Source organism: Curtobacterium sp. GD1 (assembly GCF_020882855.1).
Lineage (GTDB): Bacteria > Actinomycetota > Actinomycetes > Actinomycetales > Microbacteriaceae > Curtobacterium.
On the sequence record NZ_JAFEVQ010000034.1, the window covers coordinates 26,456 to 35,883 of the forward strand.

Below are 9,428 nucleotides of genomic sequence, written 5' to 3' on the forward strand. Positions count from 1 at the left end.
ACACCGCCAGCATAGGGCGCGGTGTCGAGCGTTCCGTGTGGACGCAGGGAACCGGTAGGCTCGTTCCTCGTGCACGCCATCGGAATCGACATCGGGGGCACCAAGATCGCGGGAGCGGTCGTCACGGAACTGGGCGAGATCGTCGCCGAGGACCGGGTGGCCACCAACGCTGCGGACCCGGACGCCATGCTCGACGACGTGGTCGCGATGGTCTCGCGACTGCGCGCCGCGAACGAGGTCAGCGCGGTGGGCGTCGCCGCGCCGGGCTTCATCGACGCCTCGCAGTCGATCGTCTACTACACGCCGAACATCCGGTGGCGGAACGAGCCGCTGCGCCAGAAGCTGCAGCAGCGCATCGGTGACCTGCACATCACCGTCGACAACGACGCCAACGCGGCGGGCTGGGCGGAGTTCCGCTTCGGTGCCGGTCGGCTCGTGTCCGACATGACCATGCTGACGATCGGGACCGGCGTCGGCGGTGCGATCGTCACCGAGGACCGGCTGTTCCGCGGGGGCTTCGGCACCGGTGGCGAGATCGGCCACCTCCGGATCGTGCCGAACGGCCTCCCGTGCGGCTGCGGTGCCCGTGGTTGCATCGAGCAGTACGGCTCCGGTCGTGCCCTGCAGCGCATGGCGAACGACGTCGCGGACGCCGGTGGCATCGGCTCCGCCCTCGCCGACGCGCGTGCGGCCAACGGCGGCGAGCTCGACGGGCACATCGTCGGCGACCTGATCCTGGCCGACGACCCGGGTGCCCTCGCGGCCCTGCGGCGGCTCGGTCGGCACCTCGGCGAGGCCTGCGCCTCGCTGTCCGCCGTGCTCGACCCGCAGCTCTTCGTCTTCGGCGGCGGCGTCGCGAGCGCGGGGGACCGGCTGCTCGACCCGATCAAGCAGGCCTACCTCAACAACCTGCCGGCCCGGGGCTACCACCCGGAGCCGGACTTCGTGATCGCCGAGCTCGTCAACGACGCCGGTGTCGTCGGCGCGGCCGACCTCGCTCGGATCCACGCCCGCACGGCGTAGGGTCGCACCACCCCACCGTCTCGGAGTCGACGATGACCTACTGGCTGCTGAAGAACTTCCTGCTCGGGCCGCTCATCCTCACGCTCTTCCGGCCGTGGGTCGTCGGTCGTGAGCACGTCCCCGCGAAGGGCCCGGTGATCTTCGCGTCCAACCACATCTCGTTCATCGACTCGGTGATCCTGCCGGCCGTGCTCGACCGCCGGCTGTCGTTCCTGGCGAAGAGCGACTACTTCACCGGTCGCGGGCTCAAGGGCTGGGCGACGAAGACGTTCTTCAACGCCATCGGCCAGCTCCCCATCGACCGCTCCGGCGGCAAGGCGTCCGAGGCGTCGCTCCGGACCGGCCTGCAGGTCCTCGCCCGGGGTGAGCAGCTCGGCATCTACCCCGAGGGCACCCGCAGCCCGGACGGCAAGCTCTACCGGGGCCGCACCGGCATCGCCCGCATGATCCTCGAGGGGCGCGTCACCGTCATCCCGGTCGCCATGGTCGGCACGCGCGAGGTGCAGCAGATCGGGCAGCGCTTCCCGAAGTTCAAGCGCGTGGGCGTCGTCTTCGGCAAGCCCCTCGACTTCTCCCGCTTCGAGGGCTTCGAGACCGACCGCTTCATCCTCCGCAGCGTCACCGACGAGGTCATGCACGAGCTCGCCGGGCTGAGCCGCCAGGAGTACGTCGACGTCTACGCGACGAGTGTCAAGGAGCGTGCGAGCACGGCGCGCGAGCAGGTCCTCCGCGGCAAGGTCACGCGGAATGGGCGGGGCACCTCGGCACGTTAGGATTCGATGGTTCCGGCATCCGCCCGGACGGCCATCCCTTCGAGAGGTACCACCCTTGTTCGAGTCGACCGACTTCGTCGCCCTGCAGGATCCGGACGTGATCGAGGGCCTCGACTATTGGCGGACGCTCCCGATCAAGCAGCAGCCCACGTGGCCGGACGCCAGCGCGGCCGAGGCCGCCTCGGCCGAGATCGCCACGCTGCCCCCGCTCGTCTTCGCGGGCGAGGTCGACAAGCTGCGTGAACGGCTCGCGTCGGCGGCCCAGGGCAAGGCGTTCCTGCTGCAGGGCGGCGACTGCGCCGAGACGTTCGCCGGCGCCACGGCGGACTCGATCCGCGACCGTGTGAAGACCATCCTCCAGATGGCCGTCGTGCTCACCTACGGTGCGTCGATGCCCGTCATCAAGATGGGCCGCATGGCCGGGCAGTTCGCCAAGCCGCGCTCGAGCGACTTCGAGACCCGCGGCGACGTCACGCTGCCCGCCTACCGCGGCGACATCGTGAACGGCTACGACTTCACGCCGGAGAGCCGCCAGGCCGACCCCCGGCGCCTCGTGCAGGGCTACCACACCGCTGCGTCGACCCTGAACCTCGTCCGTGCCTTCACGCAGGGCGGGTTCGCCGACCTGCGCCAGGTGCACTCGTGGAACAAGGGCTTCGCGTCGAACCCGGCGAACGCCCGGTACGAGCACCTCGCGAAGGAGATCGACCGCGCGATCCGCTTCATGGACGCCTGCGGTGCGGACTTCGACGAGCTGAAGCACGTCGAGTTCTACGCCTCGCACGAGGGGCTGCTCATGGACTACGAGCGCCCGATGACCCGGATCGACTCGCGGTCCGGGCTCGCCTACGACACCTCCGGACACTTCATCTGGATCGGTGAGCGCACCCGCGACCTCGACGGCGCCCACGTGGACTTCCTGTCCCGCGTGCGGAACCCGATCGGCGTCAAGCTCGGACCGACGACCTCGGTCGACGACATGAAGGCCCTGGTCGACAAGCTCGACCCGAACCGCGAGCCGGGGCGCCTGACGTTCATCACCCGCATGGGCGCCGGCAAGATCCGCGACGAGCTGCCGAAGCTGCTCGAGGCGATCAAGGGCATGGACGCCAACCCGCTGTGGGTGACGGACCCGATGCACGGCAACGGCCTGACGACGCCGACCGGGTACAAGACCCGTCGGTTCGACGACGTCGTGGACGAGGTCCTCGGCTTCTTCGAGGCCCACCGCGAGGTTGGCACGTACCCGGGCGGCATGCACGTCGAGCTCACCGGTGACGACGTCACGGAGTGCCTGGGCGGCTCGGAGCAGATCGACGAGGCCACCCTCGCGACCCGCTACGAGTCCCTGTGCGACCCGCGGCTGAACCACATGCAGTCGCTCGAGCTGGCGTTCCTGGTCGCCGAGGAGCTCGGCGCCCACCCGCAGGTGCGCGCGTAGCGCGGTCGCGATCCGCGAAAGCGACAGGGTCCTGCGGAGTCGCCGCGGGACCCTGTCGCCTCGGCGGCACGGGCCGCATCGCGATGCGCACGTCCGTCGCTTTCGCGCCGTGGTCGCCACGACCGTGGGACGGGAGGCGCGGTGCCAGCCCGCACCGTGCCTCCCGTCCGTCACGCGCTTGCGGCCCCGTCGTGCGGGCCCAGTCTCGGCCGCGCCGTCGGCGGTCGCTGTGTGCGAAAGCGACAGGGTCCTGCGGGGTCTCCGCGGGACCCTGTCGCCTCGGCGGCACGGGCCGCATCGCGTCGCGCGCGTCTGTCGCTTTCGCGCCGTGGTCGCCACGACCGTGGGACGGGAGGCGCGGTGCCAGCCCGCACCGCGCCTCCCGTCCGTCACGCGCTTGCAGCCGGGGCCGAGACTCGGCCCGGCGGGCAGTTCGGGCCGCAGGAGGACGCGGAACTGTCCGCGGGGTCGAGACTCGCCGCCGCGCGGTGCGCCTACTGCTTGTAGGCGAGCGTGATCGTGTCGCCGCGGTGCACCGTCGTGCCCGCCGCCGGGTCCGTGGACTCGACGGGGAGCGAGGCCTTCCAGTCGTAGAAGCCGCACAGGATGTTCGTGCAGTCCGGTACCGCGACCTTGAGCCCGAGCGCGTCGAGCGTCGAGGTGGCGTCGTTGATCGTCTTCCCGTGCACGTCCGGCAGCGTGATGGGCGCCGGACCCTTGGACACGACGACGTCGATCGCGGAGCCGCGCACGACGGGGTCGTCCTGGGCCTTCGCGGACATGATCTGCCCCTCGGGAACGTCGTCGCTGAACTGGCCGTCCTGCGAGCCGAGCGTGAGCCCCACCGTGTCGAGCGTCGCCGTGGCGTCGCTCACGGACTTGCCGACCACGTCCGGGACCGCGCCGAGGGAGACCGTGAGCGTCACCGGGCCGCGTTCGCCGTAGGTCTCGACCGTCGAGAGGTCGATCGTCTGGCCGTCGGTGCCGAGACCCGTCGCGGCGATGACGGTGTCCTTCGGGGCGTCGGCGGAGAACTGGTACTGGTCGTCCTGCAGCTGGAAGTCGTCGTCGAGCGCCGCGGTGACGGTGGAGAGCGGCTGCCCGACGATGGCCGGCAGAGCGATCATCTTCGGCCCGTTCGACACGACGATCTGCACCGAGGTGCCCTTGCGGACCTCGCGCTCGGCGGCCGGCTTGGTCGTGGAGACCTGGCCCTTCGCGACGACGGCATCGAACCGGGTCGCGGTCGACGACGCCGTGTGGAGGCCCTGCGCCTCGAGGAGCTGTCGTGCCTGCGAGACGGACTTGCCGGTGACCTCGGGGATGCGGACGTTGCCCCACGGCCCGGGGCCGAGGGCCCAGCCGATCGAGCCGCCGATCGCCATGAGCACGAGGACGACGACGAGGATGATCCACCCGCGCTTGCGACGCTTGGTCGACTTGTCGGCGAGTCGCTGTCCGGCGGGGGAGAGGGCTCCTGGCTGCGACCCGGTCCGGCGCGGACCCGGAGCGTTCCGGCCACCGCGGCCACCGGGCTGCTGGGCCGACGAGCGCTGGACCGGTTCGAGGATGGTGGTGGCGTCGCCCGAGTCCGCCGAGGTCGGCGTCGCGGACCCGGCGGGGATGATCGCGGTCGCGTTCTCGGGCCGCAGCACGGCGGTGCGGTACTGACCGGTGGCACGCTGCTGGTCGCCCGACATGTGGTCGAGCATCTCGCGGGCGTCGCGCGGCCGGTCGTCCGGGTTGCGGGCGGTGGACCATGCGACGAGGTCGTCGAGCTCCGGCGGGACCCCGGCGACGGCGGCGCTCGGCGCGGGGACCGAGTCGTTGGCGTGCTGGTAGGCGATCTGCATCGGCTGCTCGCCCTTGTAGGGCTGCTCGCCGGTGAGCATCTCGTAGAGCATGATGCCGAGCGCGTAGATGTCGCTGCGGGAGTCGGCGGCGCCGCGCGTCACGAGCTCGGGGGAGAGGTACGCGATCGTCCCGAGCAGGGCCGCCCCGGTCGCGGTGTTCGCCGTGGTCGCACGGGCGAGACCGAAGTCGCCGAGCTTGATGCGGCCGTCGTCGGCGAGCAGGACGTTCTCGGGCTTGAGGTCGCGGTGGACGATGCCGGCGCGGTGGGCCGAGGCGAGCCCGGCGAGGACGGCCCGGAGGATGTCGGTCGCCTGCTCCGGCGTCAGCGCGTGGTGTTCCTGCAGGAGGTCGCGGAGCGTGATGCCCGGGATGTACTCCATGACGATGTACGCCGTGTCGTCCTCGGCGCCCTGGTCGTACACGCCGACGAGGTTCGGGTGGGAGAGCCTGGCGGCGGACCGGGCCTCTTGGATGAAGCGCTCCCGGAAGGCCTGGTCGTCCGCCAGGTGGCCGTGCATGATCTTGATCGCGACGCGCCGCTCGAGCCGCACGTCGGTCGCCAGGTACACGGTCGCCATGCCCCCGCGCGCGATGCGGGAGCGTACGCGGTACCGGTGATCGATCATGCGACCGATCATCGGATCCGTGGCGGCGTTGGTGGTCATCGGCGGCATTCTACGAATCGGGACTGCACGGACCCGCACTGACGCTCCGGTCGTGACCGAATCTCGATCTTGCGGATGACTCGGTTCCGCCGAGCGGCCAGGCGTGCGAGCGCGCGCGACGGCCCGGCGGCCAGGCGTGCGAGCGCGCGCGACGGCCCGGCGGCCAGGCTCAGAGCGACGCCAGCAGGCTCTGCGCGGTCTTCTCCCACTGCGCGTACGCCTTCGGGTACGCCGACACCTGCACGGCCTGCGCCGCCGTCGTGACGTTCATCGACGACCACCCGGCGATGTCGAGCAGCCCGCGGGTGTGCCCGGGGTTGCCCGTGAAGAACCGCTTCGCCGCCGTCGCCGGGTCCTGCAGGGCCGCAGCCGACCCCCAGCCCTGGCTCGGCCGCTGCTGGAACAGCCCGACCGAGTCGCGGTCCCCGTGGGAGAGGTTGCGCAGGCTCGACTCCTGCATCGCCGCGGCGAGGGCGATGACGATCCCGTGGTCGGACACCCCGAGGGAGCGGCCGACCGCCACGATCGTCGCCGCGTTGCCCCGCTGCTCGGCGGAGAGCGAGGGGCCCGACGACGGCAGGACGAGCGTCTTGCCGGCGTAGATCGTGCTCGTGTAGGTCAGCCCGTTCGCCGAGAGGAGCGCCGAGACCGTCACGCCGTGCGAGGCCGCGATCGAGGCGATGGTGTCACCCGTCCCGATCCTCACGCTGCCGGCCCGGGCCGACGACGCACTGCCGGAGGTGGAGGCCGGAGCGGACGTGACCGCCGCCACCGGCGCTGCCGTCGCACCCGCGGTCGGCACCCGCAGCGTCTGCCCGGGGTAGATCACCGAGCGCTGGGAGAGCTTGTTCGCACTGAGGAGCGCCGTGGTCGACACACCGACGCGCGAGGCGATGCCGGACACCGTGTCGCCCTGCTTGACGTGGTAGCTGCCCGTGGCCGAGGTCGTCGCCGACGCCGTGCTGACCGCCGGCGTCGAGGAGAGGTGCAGCGTCTGCCCGGGGTGGATGATCGTGTTCCAGCCGAGGCCGTTGCGCACGAGGACCTCCTGCGCGGACAGGCCGTAGCGGGCTGCGATGCCCGACACGGTGTCGCCCTGACGGACGGTGTAGTTCGTGGGCACAGCCGTGGTGGGCGCCTTCGTCGAGACGGCGGCGACCGTGGTCACGGTGGTCTGCGACGGACGGGCGACCGCGGTCTCGAAGACCGGTCGATCGGTCACCGTGCGGTCCTCGTCGACGTGCCGCTTGTTGCGGTTGTCGTCGTCGTGGCGCGGTTCGGCGTGGGCAACCGGGCCGGTGAGTCCGGCGGTCACCGCGATCGTCCCCGCGAGGACGATGGGCATGGTCGCGAACCGGGCGGATCGTGCGCGCCGGGCGTCTTCGTCTGCAGCGTTGTCCACGGTGTCTCCTGTTCGAGCGGTGAGCCGGTGCACGTGCGTGCGCACTCACAGGTGTTCCCACGCTGGCATGGCGTGATTCCCAAGTCAACCAGAGAGTCGGATGTTGCGTGTGTGACGAATGTGACGAACGAGTCGGTGTGGCGCTCCCTCGCACTCTGGCAACATGGGGCCTGTGAGTGCTGCACCCATCGACGACACGACCCTTTCCGAGCGATGGCTGACCGTCCCCGACCTGGTGGACCTGCTCGGGGTGAGCCCCGGACGCGTCCACCGGCTCTTCGAGCAGAAGACGCTGCTGGCCGCGCGCATCGACGGTGTCCTGCGTGTGCCGAGCGAGTTCCTCGACGACACCGAGCCCCTGCCGGAACTCCGCGGGACGCTCATCGTCCTGTCCGACAACGGCTTCACCGACGACGAGGCCGTCCGCTGGATGCTCTCCGTCGACGACGCGATGGGCACCTCGCCGATCGCCGCGCTGCGCGCCGGCCGCAAGGCCGAGGTGCGTCGCATCGCCCAGTCGCTGCTCTAGCGGTTCCCACGTCGGGTCCAGGAGGCGCGGTGCCAGCCCGCACTGTGCCTCCTGGCATGCAGGTGGGGGCGTCTACGCGGAGCGGCGGCTGACCGTGTCGGCCAGCGCGACGAGCTGCTCGCGCGCCGACGGCGTCAGCGGTGCCGCCTCGATGGCGGCCTTCGCGCGCTGCACGTGCCGCTCGATGGAGCGCTCGACGGCGGCGACCGCACCGGACTCGGTGAGCGTCGCGCGGAGCATCTGCACCTGGGCCTCGTCGAGGTCCGGGTCGCCCAGGAGCTCGTCGAGCAACTGGCGCGGACCACTCGGCAACGCCTTGCGGGCCGAGGCGATGAGGACGGTGCGCTTGCCCTCGCGCAGGTCGTCGCCGGCGGGCTTGCCGGTGACCTCGGGGTCGCCGAAGACGCCGAGCATGTCGTCGCGGAGCTGGTAGGCGACGCCGAGGGGCAGGCCGAATGCCCGGAGCCCCTCGAGCTGCGCGTCCGTTGCCCCGGCCACGAGGGCACCGATCACGAGCGGGGCCTCGATCGAGTACTTCGCGGACTTGAAGACGATGACGCGCTGGGCACGGACGAGGTGCTCGTCCTCGTCGATGGTCGGCCAGGCGGTCTCCTCGTGCACGTCGAGGTACTGCCCCGCCGTGACGTCGAGGCGCATGGTGTGGAACTCCTGGCGGACGATGCGACCCCGCGCGGGGTCGAGCAGGGCGAGCCCCTCGTCGAAGACCGAGTCGCTCAGGGAGAGCAGGAGGTCGCCGAGCAGCAGGGCCGAGTTCGTGCCGTAGAGCGCCCGGTCGCCGACCCAGCCCGACTCCTCGTGCAGGGACTCGAACCGGCGGTGCGCTGCGGGACGCCCGCGACGGGTGTCCGAGCGGTCCATGATGTCGTCGTGGACGAGCGCCGCCGCGTGGAAGATCTCGAGCGCGGCCGCGACCGTGACGATCGCCTCGGCCGTGGTCTGCCGGGACCCCTCGCCGAGCGGGTCGAACGAGCCCGACCGCCCCGCGACGGACTGCCAGCCCCAGTAGCAGAACAGCGCCCGGAACCGCTTGCCCCCGGAGAGCAGATCCCGCGCGTACTGGTCGAACGGAGCCAGGTCCGGACTGATCGCGGCGAGCCGTTCCCGTTGGTCGTCCAGCGCCCGATCGATCCGCGCCGACACGAGGTCCACTAATCGCGTACTCTCAGCCACACTCCCTACCCTAGTGGAGCGGTCGAGTCGTAGACTCGGTCCACCTCAACCACGCGTCGATCCCAGGAACAGAGGGAACAAAGATGCCACTCTCGGAGCAAGAGCAGCGCCTCCTCGAAGAGATGGAGCGCAGCCTCTACCAGAATGACTCCGACTTCGTCGCGCGTGTCACGCGTCGCCAGGGTCGTCCGACGTACACGTCGATCACGCTCGGGGTGCTCGGAGCACTCGCCGGCGTCGCCATCGTCATCGTCGGGTTGGTCATGCGCCAGCCGCTCATCGGGATCCTCGGCTTCGTCGTGATGCTGGCCGGAGTCCTCTTCGCGCTGCGTCCCGGCATGCGAGCCCCCAAGGCGAAGGCGCCTCGGGCCGGCAAGCCGTCGACGGGCGGAGCCTCGCGGCCGAGTCAGGGCGGCGGCGGGTCCTTCATGGACCGGATGAACGACCGCTGGGACAAGCGGAACGACAACCAGGGCTAGCGGCCCTCCACACTCCTCCACGGGGTCGGTCCTTCGGGGCCGGCCCCGTTTCGTGCGTCCGGGGTGGGCGG

8 protein-coding genes are annotated in these 9,428 nt (G+C 71.1%); 5 read left to right on the plus strand and 3 right to left on the minus strand.

Features of this window, described 5'->3' with window-relative positions:
• Nucleotides 1–69: 69 nt before the first annotated feature.
• From JSX79_RS15805 to JSX79_RS15815, 3 genes are all read left to right on the plus strand, one after another.
• A complete protein-coding gene (locus JSX79_RS15805; RefSeq protein ID WP_070418641.1) occupies nt 70–1,023 on the plus strand; it encodes an ROK family glucokinase in 954 nt (317 codons plus the stop codon).
• 32 nt (nt 1,024–1,055) lie between these two features.
• Nucleotides 1,056–1,796: a 1-acyl-sn-glycerol-3-phosphate acyltransferase gene (locus JSX79_RS15810; RefSeq protein WP_229087081.1), complete on the plus strand. Its 741-nt coding sequence runs from the start codon at nt 1,056–1,058 to the stop codon at nt 1,794–1,796.
• A gap of 97 nt (nt 1,797–1,893) precedes the next feature.
• Nucleotides 1,894–3,237, plus strand: a complete 1,344-nt coding sequence (locus tag JSX79_RS15815) for a class II 3-deoxy-7-phosphoheptulonate synthase (RefSeq protein WP_229087093.1) — start codon at nt 1,894–1,896, stop codon at nt 3,235–3,237.
• Between the two features lie 494 nt (nt 3,238–3,731).
• Here the strand turns inward: JSX79_RS15815 and pknB are convergent, their stop codons facing one another.
• A complete protein-coding gene (gene pknB / locus JSX79_RS15820; protein WP_229087083.1) occupies nt 3,732–5,756 on the minus strand; it encodes a Stk1 family PASTA domain-containing Ser/Thr kinase in 2,025 nt (674 codons plus the stop codon).
• A 169-nt stretch (nt 5,757–5,925) separates the two neighbouring features.
• Complete coding sequence (locus JSX79_RS15825) at nt 5,926–7,158, minus strand: LysM peptidoglycan-binding domain-containing protein (protein WP_229087085.1); 1,233 nt, start codon at nt 7,156–7,158, stop codon at nt 5,926–5,928.
• Between the two features lie 163 nt (nt 7,159–7,321).
• Here JSX79_RS15825 and JSX79_RS15830 point away from each other — a divergent pair, with 163 nt between their 5' ends.
• Complete coding sequence (locus JSX79_RS15830; RefSeq protein WP_229087087.1) at nt 7,322–7,687, plus strand: Rv2175c family DNA-binding protein; 366 nt, start codon at nt 7,322–7,324, stop codon at nt 7,685–7,687.
• A 72-nt stretch (nt 7,688–7,759) separates the two neighbouring features.
• Here JSX79_RS15830 and JSX79_RS15835 read toward each other — a convergent pair whose 3' ends face one another.
• On the minus strand, nt 7,760–8,878 hold the full coding sequence (locus JSX79_RS15835) for a polyprenyl synthetase family protein (RefSeq protein ID WP_229087089.1): 1,119 nt from the start codon (nt 8,876–8,878) through the stop codon (nt 7,760–7,762).
• Nucleotides 8,879–8,961: 83 nt separating this feature from the next.
• Here JSX79_RS15835 and JSX79_RS15840 point away from each other — a divergent pair, with 83 nt between their 5' ends.
• Nucleotides 8,962–9,357 carry a DUF3040 domain-containing protein gene (locus tag JSX79_RS15840; protein WP_070418646.1) on the plus strand — a complete coding sequence of 132 codons (396 nt, stop codon included), beginning with the start codon at nt 8,962–8,964 and terminating at the stop codon, nt 9,355–9,357.
• Nucleotides 9,358–9,428 lie beyond the last annotated feature (71 nt).